Source organism: Citrobacter sp. Cf087, from assembly GCF_030334285.1.
GTDB classification, from domain to species: Bacteria; Pseudomonadota; Gammaproteobacteria; order Enterobacterales; family Enterobacteriaceae; genus Citrobacter; species Citrobacter freundii.
The window spans coordinates 281,138-294,874 of the sequence record NZ_JAOWED010000030.1; the positions used below are offsets into that span (position 1 = coordinate 281,138).

12 protein-coding genes are annotated in these 13,737 nt (G+C 49.8%); 7 read left to right on the plus strand and 5 right to left on the minus strand.

Going from position 1 to position 13,737, the window contains the following annotated elements; translation table 11 throughout:
• Nucleotides 1-6 precede the first annotated feature (6 nt).
• Both mscK and acrR read right to left on the minus strand, forming a co-directional pair.
• On the minus strand, nucleotides 7-3,372 hold the full coding sequence (mscK, locus tag OGV57_RS15195) for a mechanosensitive channel MscK (RefSeq protein ID WP_003835917.1): 3,366 nt from the start codon (nucleotides 3,370-3,372) through the stop codon (nucleotides 7-9).
• A 126-nt stretch (nucleotides 3,373-3,498) separates the two neighbouring features.
• Nucleotides 3,499-4,149 (minus strand): multidrug efflux transporter transcriptional repressor AcrR, encoded by a 651-nt coding sequence (gene acrR, locus OGV57_RS15200; RefSeq protein WP_003021744.1) that lies wholly within the window; start codon nucleotides 4,147-4,149, stop codon nucleotides 3,499-3,501.
• A gap of 141 nt (nucleotides 4,150-4,290) precedes the next feature.
• On the opposite strand from acrR, the gene acrA reads away from it, so the two are divergent.
• The 6 genes from acrA (at nucleotide 4,291) to OGV57_RS15230 (ending at nucleotide 11,085) form a co-directional block, all read left to right on the plus strand.
• On the plus strand, nucleotides 4,291-5,484 hold the full coding sequence (acrA, locus tag OGV57_RS15205) for a multidrug efflux RND transporter periplasmic adaptor subunit AcrA (protein WP_003835922.1): 1,194 nt from the start codon (nucleotides 4,291-4,293) through the stop codon (nucleotides 5,482-5,484).
• A gap of 22 nt (nucleotides 5,485-5,506) precedes the next feature.
• Nucleotides 5,507-8,656: an efflux RND transporter permease AcrB gene (gene acrB, locus OGV57_RS15210; RefSeq protein ID WP_003021736.1), complete on the plus strand. Its 3,150-nt coding sequence runs from the start codon at nucleotides 5,507-5,509 to the stop codon at nucleotides 8,654-8,656.
• A gap of 488 nt (nucleotides 8,657-9,144) precedes the next feature.
• Nucleotides 9,145-9,519: an Hha toxicity modulator TomB gene (gene tomB, locus OGV57_RS15215; protein ID WP_003021733.1), complete on the plus strand. Its 375-nt coding sequence runs from the start codon at nucleotides 9,145-9,147 to the stop codon at nucleotides 9,517-9,519.
• Between the two features lie 27 nt (nucleotides 9,520-9,546).
• A complete protein-coding gene (gene hha / locus OGV57_RS15220) occupies nucleotides 9,547-9,765 on the plus strand; it encodes a hemolysin expression-modulating protein Hha (RefSeq protein WP_002892050.1) in 219 nt (72 codons plus the stop codon).
• A gap of 181 nt (nucleotides 9,766-9,946) precedes the next feature.
• Nucleotides 9,947-10,498 carry a maltose O-acetyltransferase gene (maa, locus tag OGV57_RS15225; RefSeq protein WP_003021728.1) on the plus strand — a complete coding sequence of 184 codons (552 nt, stop codon included), beginning with the start codon at nucleotides 9,947-9,949 and terminating at the stop codon, nucleotides 10,496-10,498.
• A 116-nt stretch (nucleotides 10,499-10,614) separates the two neighbouring features.
• A complete protein-coding gene (locus tag OGV57_RS15230) occupies nucleotides 10,615-11,085 on the plus strand; it encodes a YlaC family protein (protein ID WP_003021724.1) in 471 nt (156 codons plus the stop codon).
• A 78-nt stretch (nucleotides 11,086-11,163) separates the two neighbouring features.
• Here OGV57_RS15230 and ykgO read toward each other — a convergent pair whose 3' ends face one another.
• Entirely contained in the window at nucleotides 11,164-11,304 is a 141-nt protein-coding gene (ykgO, locus tag OGV57_RS15235) for a type B 50S ribosomal protein L36 (protein ID WP_005125190.1), read from the minus strand.
• Between the two features lies 1 nt (nucleotide 11,305).
• Entirely contained in the window at nucleotides 11,306-11,566 is a 261-nt protein-coding gene (locus OGV57_RS15240; protein ID WP_003021719.1) for a type B 50S ribosomal protein L31, read from the minus strand.
• Between the two features lie 188 nt (nucleotides 11,567-11,754).
• Between OGV57_RS15240 and pdeB the strand changes: the two genes are divergently transcribed.
• On the plus strand, nucleotides 11,755-13,308 hold the full coding sequence (pdeB, locus tag OGV57_RS15245; protein ID WP_054528155.1) for a cyclic di-3',5'-guanosine monophosphate phosphodiesterase PdeB: 1,554 nt from the start codon (nucleotides 11,755-11,757) through the stop codon (nucleotides 13,306-13,308).
• A 51-nt stretch (nucleotides 13,309-13,359) separates the two neighbouring features.
• Here the strand turns inward: pdeB and OGV57_RS15250 are convergent, their stop codons facing one another.
• Nucleotides 13,360-13,713, minus strand: a complete 354-nt coding sequence (locus OGV57_RS15250; protein ID WP_003831033.1) for a DUF1428 domain-containing protein — start codon at nucleotides 13,711-13,713, stop codon at nucleotides 13,360-13,362.
• Nucleotides 13,714-13,737: the final 24 nt, after the last annotated feature.

The window sequence follows — 13,737 nt, forward strand, 5'->3', positions numbered from 1 at the left end:
TTTCTATTAACCTACCGAAGGCGTCGGATCATCACCTTTAATGATGTCACGCTTAACCTCGGTCACGGTGTCGCCCTTCGCGTTGTGCAGGTGCACTTCAAGCTGGTTAAAGGCGATATCAATGTCGTTTTCACGGCACAAACGATCGACCGCACGGTTCAGTTCATCAACCGTGTGACTACGATCGCGCAGTTCACGCACGTATAAACGCAGTTCATGATCCAGCGTGCTGGCGCCGAAGGCGGTAAAGAACACAGCAGGCTCCGGATCGTGCATCACTTTCGGGTGTTCCATCGCCGCCTGCAGCAGCACTTTCTTCACTTTGTCCAGATCCGAACCGTAGGCCACGCCGATGCGGATCACCAGACGCGTGGTGGTATCGGAAAGCGACCAGTTGATCAAACGCTCCGTCACAAAGGCTTTGTTCGGGATGATCACCTCTTTGCGATCGAAGTCGGTAATGGTGGTGGCACGGATACGGATCTTGCTGACCGTTCCTGAGAACGTACCGATAGTCACGGTATCGCCGATGCGGACCGGGCGTTCAAACAGAATAATCAGACCCGAAACAAAGTTACCGAAGATTTCCTGCAAACCAAAACCAAGACCAACCGACAGGGCTGCTGCCAGCCACTGTAGCTTATCCCACGAAACACCGAGCGATCCGAAGACCGTCATCGCGCCGATGGCGATGATCGCGTAGTTAAGGATCGTGGTGATCGCATACGAAGCGCCCTGACGCATCTTCAGTCGCGAGAGCACCAGCACTTCCAACAGGCCGGGTAAGTTACGGATCAGCGCCCACGCGACCATTGAGGCAATAATCGCAAACAGCAGGCTACCCATGGTGACGTCTTTCACCACTGCCGCACCCGCTTCGGTACCGTTGTAATGCCAGAGCGTAATGCTGTCGAGATAGCTGAACACGGTGATCAAATCAGACCAAATGGCCCAGAACAAGACACCAAACAGGGCAACCATCACCAGCATAGTTATACGCAGCGTTTGCTGGTTAACCTGCTCAAGCGCGATGGTCGGTTCTTCCTGCGGTTCGGCACCTTCCGCTCCTTCTTTCACCAGGTTCTGACGACGTGCCAGCGCGCGACGCCAGGCGATACGGCGTGCCGCGACGCTCAACCCACGCAGCACGGTCTGGTACAGCAGGTTCCAGAGAATGACCAGATAAACCGTTTCAATCCAGCGTCCCGCCAGGCGCAGCGTGGTGTAGAAATAGCCGGTCGCCGTCAGCACCATTAATGCTATCGGGATAATAGACAGCACGGTAATCGTCACCAGACGCAGACCATGCGACTCTTTATCACGCCAGCTTTCGCGGCACATTGGCCATACCAGGAAGGCGATCAGCAGCAGGTTGAGGAAAATCACCACCTGACCCAGCACATCGTCCATCAGATTGAGCGGTGACAGTTCAGCAATGACCGACCAAAAATTAAGCGGCAACAGCGCCAGGCTAATACGCACGATTTGGCGGCGCCAATGGCTAGTTTGTTTTGCTGGCATACCAAAATGACGAATTGCCACGCCATCTTTTTCCAGCACCTTCCAGCACAGACCAAACACCAGCCAGAAGACGGTCATCTTCTTACTGAACGCCCACAGCAGGTCGCTGATATTCAACTGCATGGTAAGCAGAATCAGACCTACCGCGAGGATAATCAGGCACGCCGGCAAGGCTCTGATGAGATCGATCAGAATCGCTTTTGGCGTATTGAGCTGACTGTCATTACGCAGGTTACCCACCGCAGCGGCTAATTTCGCCTGATACTCTTTCAACCATTTCAGACGCCAGCGGATTAACCCGGCAATGAGCAGCAACGGCAATCCCGCCAGGAACGCAATAAATACTGCAGGCCACGCTTTTTCCCAGTTCACCGTGATTTTCATCGACTTAAACTGGTCTTTAAGTGTTTGCGGGAAAGCTTTGATCCAGTCCCAGTCCATCGGGCGGTTACTGTTAACCCAGAAAATCTGCTGCGTGAGGATCCCTTTCAGGTTTTTCGACACGCTCATTAACTGCTGCTGGTTAATTTGCAGATTAATCGCCATCATCAGCTGGTTGCCCAGTTGCTTATTGAGCTGATCCAACAGTTCACGACGCATATCCACAACCTGCAGTAAGGCATCATGGACTTCGCCGTTAACTTCGTTGCTGTGCCCTTCTTCCAGTTTGGCGACAAACGCATCATTCTGGAACAGCGCGTCGCGCTGCTGGTTGACCTCGAACTGCTCCAGACGCAAGTCGGCGATCCGGTTGGTCATATCGGCAAGTTCATCCGCCGACGGCAGCGTTTGTTGTTGCTGATACAGAATACGCGACAGCAGCAGACTGCCTTTCAGAACGGCGATCTGTTCTTTAATGTTGCGTTCGGATTGCAGCGCGCGGTCAAGCCAGTTTTTGACTTTGATATTTTGCTGCATCAGGCTGTTGCCGTTTTCGGTCGCGGCAATCAGACGCTGGCTGAGCTGATGGTTAACATCAAGCTCCTGCTTCACTAACGGATTGGACTGAATACGCTCGGCTTCATCCGGCGTGACTGCTTCCTGCGCCGTTTTTTCGGTTAACGTCAGTCGCTTGCTGTTCACCGCTTCCTGCAGGAGCTGGAGCTGATGCTCAAGGCGGTTACTGTTCGCCGTCACGTAATCACGTTGTTTTTGCAAGGTATCTTGCAAAATCGTATTACCTTCAAGGCTCTTACGCTGTTGGTCGATCTGCGCATTCAGCAGCGCCTGCTGCGCCTGTAACAGCACCTGCTGGCTGGGGCGTAAAGCACCTTCGCCTACATTAGTACCATCAAGTCGGTTGCGGATTTGCTGCATCTGCTGCGACGCGGTGTACATCGCATTTTGTACGCGCTCTGGCTGAGTCTGGAGCGACACCAGCTGGCTGTTATACGTGGCCAGATCGTTTTGCGAGCTTTGCAGGTCATCGAGCACCTGCGCGACGCGTGACTCAAGCTGTCGTAAGGAAAGCGTGCTCAGCGTTTTTCGCGTTTCGTCGTCATTGTCGACATCGCTGAGCGAATTTAGCGCATCCGTCGCCTGGCGCATTTTCTCCGGCGCCTGGGCCACTTTCTGGCGAAGCTGTACGGTCTCATCTTTCACGCGATCGATTTTATCCAGCGTGGCGATAGTATCGATGAGATCCTGTTGGACCAGCTTATCCTGCGCGGAGAGATCTTTTTGTTTACTCAGTGCGTCCAGTTGGCTCTGAATATCTGCTTTCGTCGGCAGTTCACCACTCTGTTGCGCCCGCGCAAATGCAGATGACTGGCAGGATAACAATAGAATGAAGAAAAGTATGCTAATAGCAATTACATGCTGTGAACGTTTATAGAGCTGCAACATAGTCATGAGAATGAATGTTTCTGAACCGGGAAAGTGACCGGAAATAGTCAAGCGGCAAGAATATCACGGCTGTGACCGGCAGAATAGCAGCAGGCAAAACGACCAGGAGAATTCCTGGTGCAGAATGGCAAACTAGCTTGTCTCTCCTGCCTGCAGGCGCAAGCTTGGGCAAAGCAGACACATTTCCAGCAGCACCGCCACGTACTGACGAGCCTCATTCTTCAGATCAAACGATTCGGGAGCAAATAACCAGTTCTCCATGATCCCGGAAATATAGCTACGCATTAACACCGCTACACGACGTGTGTTCAGGTTTTCCGGCAACATGTTGACATCCATACAGTGGCGTAACGTTTTTTCTATACGGTCATAGTTTTCCAGACACAGGCTACGTTCGACTAACTGAACTGATGCTATTTCCCCGACAAATTCGCATTTGTGGAATATAATCTCCATCAATAAACGTCGGCGTTCTTCTGTCACGGTAGTTTCAAGAACGTAAATTAAAATTTCTCTTAATACTGATAGTGGATCGTCAGGGAATTTTGCCTGATACTCAGTCTCTAACTCATCAATGTTAGGTTTTGCTAGCTCCCAGATTTCACTGAATAAATCCGATTTGTTTTTGAAATGCCAATAGATTGCACCGCGCGTCACACCAGCGGCTTTTGCGATCTCAGCCAGCGAGGTGGATGAGACCCCTTGTTGCGAAAACATACGCAGAGCGACATCAAGAATGTGTTGTCGTGTTTCCTGTGCTTGTTGTTTGGTTTTTCGTGCCATAGGTCAGTGAATTTACAGGCGTTAGATTTACATACATTTGTGAATGTATGTACCATAGCACGACGATAATATAAACGCAGCAATGGGTTTATGGGCTTTAAGCCATTGATCAATTTGAAATCGGACACTCGAGGTTTACATATGAACAAAAACAGAGGGTTAACGCCTCTGGCAGTCGTTCTGATGCTCTCAGGCAGCTTAGCGCTAACAGGATGTGACGACAAACAGGCCCAACAAGGGGGCCAGCAAATGCCAGAGGTTGGAGTTGTTACGCTCAAAACTGAACCTCTACAGATCACAACCGAACTTCCGGGTCGCACCAGTGCGTTTCGTATTGCTGAAGTTCGTCCTCAGGTTAGCGGGATTATCCTGAAACGTAATTTCACGGAAGGTGGTGACATCGAAGCGGGTGTATCTCTCTATCAGATTGATCCTGCTACTTACCAGGCCGCTTATGAAAGTGCAAAAGGCGATCTGGCTAAAGCACAAGCCGCAGCAAACATTGCTCAACTGACGGTGAAACGTTATCAGAAACTGTTGGGTACTAAGTACATCAGCCAACAGGACTACGATAGCGCGTTGGCTGACGCACAGCAGGCAAACGCCGCCGTTGTTGCCGCGAAAGCCGCGGTAGAAACTGCACGCATCAATCTGGCTTACACCAAAGTGACGTCACCGATCAGCGGTCGCATTGGTAAATCATCCGTTACGGAAGGCGCTCTGGTGCAAAACGGTCAGGCGACCGCACTGGCGACCGTTCAGCAGTTGGATCCCATCTATGTAGACGTGACGCAGTCAAGCAACGACTTCCTGCGCCTGAAACAGGAGCTGGCCAACGGCACGCTGAAGCAAGAAAACGGTAAAGCGAAAGTCGAACTGGTGACCAATGACGGCATTAAATACCCGCAGTCCGGTACGCTGGAATTTTCTGATGTGACGGTAGATCAAACCACTGGGTCGATTACGTTACGCGCAATTTTCCCGAACCCGGATCATACCTTACTGCCGGGTATGTTCGTCCGCGCACGTCTGGAAGAAGGGATTAACCCAACAGCATTACTGGTTCCACAGCAAGGCGTTACCCGCACACCGCGTGGCGATGCCAGTGCATTGGTTATCGGTGCAGACAACAAAGTTGAAACTCGTCAAATTGTCGCCGCACAAGCGATTGGCGACAAATGGTTAGTCACTGATGGACTTAAGCCGGGCGACCGCGTGATTGTTACTGGGCTGCAGAAAGTACGTCCTGGCGCGCAGGTAAAAGCGCAGGAAATCACCGCTGATAACAACCAGCAAGGCCAAAGCGGTAGCCAGCCTGAACAGTCCAAGTCTTAACTTAAACAGGAGCCGTTAAGACATGCCTAATTTCTTTATCGATCGCCCAATATTTGCGTGGGTGATCGCCATTATTATCATGTTGGCAGGGGGGCTCGCGATCCTCAAATTGCCGGTAGCGCAATATCCGACTATTGCACCGCCAGCAGTGACGATCTCCGCGACCTATCCTGGCGCTGATGCCAAAACAGTACAGGATACTGTTACGCAGGTTATCGAACAGAATATGAACGGTATCGATAACCTGATGTACATGTCCTCAAACAGTGACTCCACGGGTACCGTGCAGATCACCCTGACCTTCCAGTCTGGTACTGATGCGGATATCGCACAGGTACAGGTGCAGAACAAACTGCAGCTGGCCATGCCGTTGCTGCCTCAGGAAGTACAGCAGCAAGGGGTTAGCGTTGAGAAGTCATCCAGCAGCTTCCTGATGGTTGTCGGTGTTATCAACACCAACGGCACCATGACGCAGGAGGATATTTCCGACTACGTTGGCGCCAACATGAAGGATGCCATTAGCCGTACTTCAGGCGTGGGCGACGTTCAGCTGTTTGGTTCTCAGTACGCGATGCGTATCTGGATGGATCCGAACAAACTGAACAACTTCCAGCTGACACCGGTTGATGTAATCAGCGCCATCAAAGCGCAGAACGCCCAGGTTGCAGCCGGTCAGTTAGGTGGTACGCCGCCGGTGAAAGGTCAGCAGCTTAACGCATCGATCATTGCGCAAACCCGTCTGACCTCCGCTGATGAGTTCGGCAAAATCCTGCTGAAAGTGAATCAGGATGGTTCCCAGGTTCGTCTGCGTGACGTAGCGAAAGTGGAACTGGGCGGTGAGAACTACGACATCATTGCGAAGTTCAACGGTAAACCGGCATCCGGTCTGGGTATCAAGCTGGCAACAGGTGCTAACGCCCTGGACACCGCAAACGCTATCCGCGAAGAACTGAAGAAGATGGAGCCGTTCTTCCCGTCAGGTCTGAAGATCGTTTACCCGTATGACACCACGCCGTTCGTGAAAATTTCTATTCACGAAGTAGTGAAAACGCTGGCAGAAGCAATCATCCTCGTGTTCCTGGTAATGTATCTGTTCCTGCAGAACTTCCGCGCGACGCTGATTCCGACTATCGCCGTGCCGGTGGTACTCTTGGGTACGTTTGCCGTCCTGGCGATTTTCGGCTTCTCAATAAATACCCTGACGATGTTCGGGATGGTGCTCGCCATCGGCCTGCTGGTGGATGACGCCATCGTTGTGGTCGAGAACGTTGAACGTGTAATGGCTGAGGAAGGACTACCGCCGAAGGAAGCAACGCGAAAATCGATGGGCCAGATTCAGGGCGCATTGGTGGGTATCGCGATGGTGCTGTCAGCGGTATTTATCCCAATGGCGTTCTTCGGGGGGTCGACCGGTGCAATTTACCGTCAGTTCTCCATCACCATTGTTTCCGCGATGGCGCTGTCTGTACTGGTGGCATTGATTCTGACCCCTGCCCTGTGTGCGACCATGCTCAAACCGATTGCTAAAGGCGATCACGGAGAAGGCAAAAAAGGCTTCTTCGGCTGGTTTAACCGCATGTTCGATAAGAGCACGCATCATTATACCGATAGCGTGGGCGGTATTCTGCGCAGCACCGGTCGTTATCTGGCGCTGTATCTGATTATCGTTGTGGGCATGGCCTATCTGTTCGTTCGTCTGCCAAGTTCGTTCCTGCCAGATGAAGACCAGGGGGTATTCCTGTCTATGGCTCAGCTGCCAGCGGGTGCGACGCAAGAGCGTACCCAGAAGGTACTGGACGAAATGACGGATTACTACCTGACCAAGGAAAAAGCGAACGTTGAATCGGTGTTTGCCGTTAACGGTTTCGGTTTTGCTGGTCGTGGTCAGAACACCGGCATCGCGTTCGTTTCTCTGAAAGACTGGAGTGAACGTCCTGGCGAAGAGAACAAGGTTGAAGCGATTACTCAGCGTGCAATGGGCGCATTCTCGCAGATTAAAGACGCGATGGTCTTTGCCTTTAACCTGCCAGCGATTGTGGAGTTAGGGACCGCAACCGGTTTTGACTTCCAGTTGATTGACCAGGCGGGTCTGGGCCATGAGAAGCTGACTCAGGCGCGTAACCAACTGTTTGGTGAAGTCGCGAAGCATCCTGATCTGTTGGTCGGTGTTCGTCCTAACGGTCTGGAAGATACGCCGCAGTTCAAGATCGATATCGATCAGGAAAAAGCGCAGGCTCTGGGCGTTTCCATTAGTGATATTAATACAACGCTGGGTGCAGCATGGGGCGGAAGCTACGTGAATGACTTCATCGACCGTGGTCGTGTGAAGAAAGTTTACGTCATGTCTGAAGCGAAATACCGTATGTTGCCGGAAGATATTGGAAACTGGTATGTCCGCGGTAGCGATGGACAGATGGTACCGTTCTCCGCCTTCTCAACCTCACGTTGGGAATACGGTTCGCCGCGTCTGGAACGCTATAACGGTTTGCCTTCCATGGAAATCTTAGGCCAGGCCGCTCCGGGTAAAAGTACCGGTGAAGCCATGGCGATGATGGAGCAACTGGCCAGCAAACTGCCATCCGGTATCGGTTATGACTGGACCGGTATGTCCTACCAGGAACGACTGTCCGGCAACCAGGCTCCTGCCTTGTATGCCATTTCACTGATCGTCGTATTCTTGTGTCTGGCAGCGTTGTACGAGAGCTGGTCAATTCCGTTCTCCGTAATGCTGGTTGTACCGCTGGGTGTTATCGGTGCATTGCTGGCAGCAACGTTCCGCGGCCTGACCAACGACGTTTACTTCCAGGTAGGCCTGCTTACAACCATTGGGTTGTCGGCGAAGAACGCGATACTTATCGTCGAATTCGCCAAAGACTTGATGGATAAAGAGGGTAAAGGTCTGATAGAGGCGACGCTGGACGCAGTACGCATGCGTTTACGTCCAATCCTGATGACGTCACTGGCCTTTATTCTGGGCGTAATGCCGCTGGTCATCAGCTCCGGCGCAGGCTCCGGTGCGCAGAACGCCGTTGGTACTGGCGTAATGGGTGGGATGGTGACGGCAACCGTGTTGGCGATCTTCTTTGTTCCGGTGTTCTTTGTGGTGGTACGCCGCCGCTTTAGCCGCAAAAATGAAGATATTGAGCATAGCCACTCAGTAGAGCATCATTGATACATCTCTAAAGATAAGGCCGCGCAAGCGGCCTTTTTTCTGGAAAAATCATAAAAATCACTTATTGCCATTCCGTTTATTTTCTATCGAGTAAATAAGCGATATAATCCTTGCAGCCTTAAAGGCTATTCTTAAAAAAACAGCGAGAGTTCTTATTTACTTTAATAAATATTAAGATTAATCCTATCCACTGGTTTTCATTGTCGGTTGTTGCCTTTCGTTGCTAAACCTAAACAAGATAACCCGATGATTGCCCGAAGAATAAAGAAACTGTCCCATTTCGAATTGCGGCATTTATCTGTTAAAATGTAAAAATGACGTAGCATCATAATTTTACATAATTGTAATTTTTCGTGATATGACGATGAAATCTTTTTTAGAGTAGATTATAGTTAAATCATCAGGAGTCGCGGGCAAGTTCCAGGTAGTTGTTGTATCCATCCCGAAAGGTGTTCGGTTAGTTTAAGCCACTAAGAAGGGGATGCGTTATGGATGAATACTCACCCAAAAGACATGATATCGCGCAGCTTAAATTTCTCTGCGAAACTCTGTATCATGACTGTCTTGCAAACCTTGAACAAAGTAACCATGGCTGGGTTAATGACCCTACCTCTGCAACCAGCTTGCAGCTCAATGAACTGATAGAGCATATTGCAACCTTCGCACTTAATTATAAAATTAAGTACAATGAGGACAATAAGCTGATCGCGCAGATAGATGAATACCTGGATGACACTTTTATGTTGTTCAGCAGTTATGGTATTAATACGCAGGATCTGCAGAAATGGCGGAAGTCAGGTAATCGACTGTTTCGCTGTTTTGTCAATGCCACCAGGGCTAATCCTGTTAGTTTGTCTTGTTAAAAATTATTACAATCATAGGTAAGAGTTATGTCCGATAAACCATTAACTAAAACAGATTATTTGATGCGCCTGCGACGTTGCCAGACAATTGATACGCTAGAGCGCGTTATTGAAAAAAATAAATATGAATTGTCCGACAACGAACTGGCTGTATTTTACTCAGCAGCAGATCATCGCCTTGCTGAATTGACCATGAATAAGCTTTACGACAAGATTCCAACTTCTGTTTGGAAATTCATTCGCTAATTGCACTCAAGGTTAAGTCAGGTATAGCGGCACAGTTGTCTGGCTAACCATTTTCGTATTTACAATGGTTATTTAATTCAAATCACGTGACTATGATCACAGCAAAGAAGCGGGAACGTTCCCCTTGCTTGCATTACGTTTTACTGTGCTGAAATAACCTTCAGTACACAGGGAAATCGTAATGCGTAATGAAAAGCAAAAAATGATCGCCGGCGAATACTATCGCCCGGCAGATGAAACACTGCGCAGTGACCGACTACGCGCTCGTCAATTGATCTATCGTTACAATCTCACCGCTCCCGATGAAAAAAATGAGCGTCAGGCAATCCTGCATGATCTGTTAGGTCAGAGTGAGGGTGCCTATATTGAACCCTCTTTCCGGTGTGATTACGGTTATAACATCTATCTTGGTAAAGACTTTTACGCTAATTTCGACTGCGTTATGCTCGACGTCTGTCCAATTCATATTGGTGACAACTGCATGCTGGCACCTGGCGTTCATATCTATACCGCGACCCATCCGCTGGATGCTACCGAGCGCAACAGTGGCCTGGAGTTCGGAAAGCCCGTGACTATCGGCAATAATGTCTGGATAGGTGGCCGTGCAGTGATCAATCCTGGCGTCACGCTGGGCGATAACGTGGTTGTGGCATCAGGCGCAGTAGTCACTAAAAGCGTTCCAGCAAACACCGTGGTTGGGGGCAATCCCGCAAGGATCATCAAAACGCTGTGATCTTAAATGTAACTGTTATGCTAAATTGCGGTTAATCTGTTACTTTCTTAAAAGGGTATCCCCTTTTAAAATAGGGCGATCCCTCCTGAATTTTGCAGATATCATGAAGGCAAGAGATGACAGAAATACAGCGCCTGCTTACTGAAACAATCGACGACTTAAATATTCGCGAGAAGCGCGACAACAAACCGCGCTTTAGCATCAGCTTCATTCGCAAACACCCAGGGCTGTTTATCGGCATGTATGTTGCCTGGTTTGCCACGCTGGCGGTGATGCTACAGTCAGAAACGTTAGTCGATTCAGTATGGCTGCTGGTGGTACTGTTCGTTGTACTCAACGGCTTTTTCTTTTTCGACGTTGCGCCACGGTACCGCTTTGAAGATATCGACGTTCTGGATTTTAGAGTTTGCTATAACGGAGAATGGTACAACACGCGCTTTGTCCCCTCCTCGCTCATCGATACTATCCTGCACTCACCGTCCGTGGATAGCGAACATAAAGCACAGCTGCAAAAGATGATATCGCGCAAAGGCGAACTCTCGTTTTACGATGTCTTTACGCTTACCCGCGCCCAGACCACCCAGTAACGGCATCTCAGCGCAGATAAAAAAAGTGCGTTCCAGCCCAGGCAACGCACTTTAATCCCTGAAATGCTGGCAAAGAAACTAACGTCTCTTTTTACGCCCCTGTACTGCTTTAAAGCGCGGATTCGTTTTGCAGATAACGTACAAACGCCCTTTGCGTTTTACTATCTGGCAGTCAGGATGGCGCTGTTTTGCACTGCGAAGTGAATTGAGTACCTGCATTTTAACCCCGCTTAACGCCAATAAAATGACCAAAACGTTTTTGGAAACGTGCTGCACTACCTTCATTATCAAAGGTTTTTTGTTTCCCGGTATAATACGGATGCGATTTAGAAGAGATATCGAGGGTCACGTACGGGTACATTTCCCCCTCAAACTCAATTTCACGCTCAGTCTTAATGGTCGAACCGACCTTAAAGAATTCATTGGCACTGGTATCGTGAAACACCACGGTACGGTAAAAAGGATGGATATCCGGTTTCATGGTAACCTCGATTTGTTACGTTATAACATAACTGACAAAATACACCACTCTTGTACAAACCACAACCTGATTTACGCTACAGGGAGTTAAACGGGATGATAAGTGGCCGTAAATATATGATGTCAATCGAATAGCTTTTCGGGGTTTCAGATATACTTTCCCTACGCTGTGTAAATAAGGATATCACTGTGACAACACGACATCTGATAAGCCTGGTGACTGGGGTACTGTTCCTTTCCATCCTCGCGCCTGTAGGTTTAAGCCTGTGGCTGGCACATCGTCAGGTCGAAACGAAATTTATCGATGAACTCGACATGTTCTCAACACGAGTCGCATTACGTACGGAACGCGTAGGCGAGCAGGCGAAAAAAGCATTACGCCATATTGAAGCATTTCAGGGGGTGCCTTGTAGTGATGAGCATCTGCTGGAAATGCGTCGTTTGTCATATAGCTATCGCTATATTCAGGAAGTGCTGTACCTCAAAGATAACGTTCCGCAATGCTCATCCCTGGAAAAAAGAAGCCAGGCAGACGCATTTCCACCCGCAATGAAAGTCACTCCTGATGGATATCGCGCATGGCTTACCACGCAAAATGATTTGGGCATCAAGCGCTTTATGGCAGCATTAGGGAGCGAACATTATATTGTGATGGTCGATCCGGGTTCTTTCATTGACGTCATCCCGTTTGGCTCATGGCCGATTGAAGTGACTATCATTGGCACCATGCGCAACGTCGTGGTTGCCAGTAGCGCCGATCTGCCATCGGACGTTTTGCAGCATATACAGCAAGAACGATCGATTACTCATTTTAACAAAGATGGCAGCATTTATAACGCCCGCCCCTTTCCTGAGTTGGGCATCACGATCGTAACCTGGGCGTCTACCCTGCCATTGCAAAAAACCTGGCACCGGCAGGCACTGATCTGGCTCCCGGCAGGTATTCTTATCGGTTTGCTCACCGCCGCCTTTGTTTTGCGTATTTTGCGCCGCTTACAGTCGCCCCATCACCAGTTGCAGGACGCTATCCAGCATCGGGACATCAAAGTCCACTATCAACCAATTATCTCGCTCAAAACGGGGAAAGTGGTTGGGGCAGAGGCGCTGGCTCGCTGGCAGCAGGCCGATGGGAGTTATCTGTCACCTGAAATTTTCGTCGCGCTGGCGCATGAAACCGGGCTGACAGAGTCCCTCACCCGGTTGATTATTGAAAGCGTATTTGAAGATTTAGGCAAATGGCTGCGTCAGCATCCTGAGCAGCATATATCCATCAACCTTGAGTCAGCCGATCTGTCCTCCGAAACGCTTCCGGCCCTGTTAAGCCAGAAGGTGAATCACTGGCAACTTAAGCCTGCGCAAATCGCGCTGGAGCTAACTGAACGCGAATTTGCTGACCCAAAAAACAGCGCGCCGTTTATTGCCAAATACCGTCAGGCGGGTCATTCAATCTATATTGATGACTTTGGTACCGGCTATTCCAGCCTGAGTTATTTGCAGGATCTGGATGTAGACATTCTGAAGATAGACAAATCGTTCGTCGATGCACTGGAGTACAACAACGTCACACCACATATCATCGAGATAGCAAAAGCGTTGAAACTTGAGATGGTGGCGGAAGGTATCGAAACCAAGAATCAGGAAACCTGGCTACGCAAGCACGGAGTGCAGTACGGTCAAGGCTGGCTTTACAGCAAAGCGCTGCCGAAAACGGAATTTATACTGTGGGCAGAAAAACGACTTTAACATGGCTGTTGATGTTGAGATGGCTGGCGGCACGCCGCACAGCCAGTCACATCACTCTTCCATAATGGGCGCAAATCCACCGTAGATCATTCGCTTGCCATCAAATGGCATAGATTCACCGAATTCCTTCATACGGGGATCGGACATCATCTTCTGATTCGCCGCGTCGCGGACCTCTTTGGAAGGGTATTCAATCCAGCTGAATACCACTTCTTCATGATCCTGCGCTTTCACAGCCATGCGAAAATCGGTCAATTTGCCGTCGGGGACATCATCTGCCCAGCACTCCACCACGCGCAATGCACCGAACTCCTTGAAAAGCGGAGCTGCTTTTGCCGCCATCGCAATGTACGCCTCCTTGTTTTCAGCGGGTACGGCAACCACAAAGCCATCAACATACTTCATGAGAAAAACCTCCGAAGTGTACTG